Genomic DNA, 538 nt, shown 5'->3' on the forward strand with positions numbered 1-538 from the left:
CCGGTGACATTTAGGTTCAAAGTTCTTGGAGGAGACCTTCTTTTTAGCAAAGATGAGAAGAGTAGGTGTGAATTTGAGGAGAGAACTTTAAGGGAATACCACGACTATGATTATTATCTAAAAATCTACAGGAGGGAGGTCTTTGGATTACGATAAAGAGAAAATAATGAAGCTCATGCTGGAAGCGGAGAAATCTATTCAGACATTAAGGGAGCTTTCAAACATTCCAGAGGAGGATTTTATGAAAAATAAACACTACATCTCAAGTGCTAAGTATAATCTACTAGTTGCTATTGAAGCGTGCATTGATATCTCATACCATATAATTTCTAAAAATCGCATGAGGCTTCCCCAGGATTATGCAGACTCTTTTAGAGTATTGGTAGAGAATAACCTTATCGAGGAGGATTTGGGTAAACGTTTAATGTTAATGGCCCGATTTAGAAACCGTCTCGTACACATATACTGGGATGTTGATGATAAAATGATTTACCACTATATTAAAGAGAACATTATTGATATTGAAGAATTCTTAAAG

Annotated in this window: 1 protein-coding gene; it reads left to right on the forward strand. The window is 35.7% G+C overall.

Annotated elements, in window-relative coordinates:
- Window positions 1-166: 166 nt before the first annotated feature.
- The coding region (locus tag E3E37_RS10795; protein WP_167717348.1) for a DUF86 domain-containing protein at window positions 167-538 on the forward strand (372 nt) is incomplete at its 3' end.

This window comes from Thermococcus sp. ES12 (assembly GCF_012027515.1).
GTDB lineage: Archaea > Methanobacteriota_B > Thermococci > Thermococcales > Thermococcaceae > Thermococcus > Thermococcus barossii.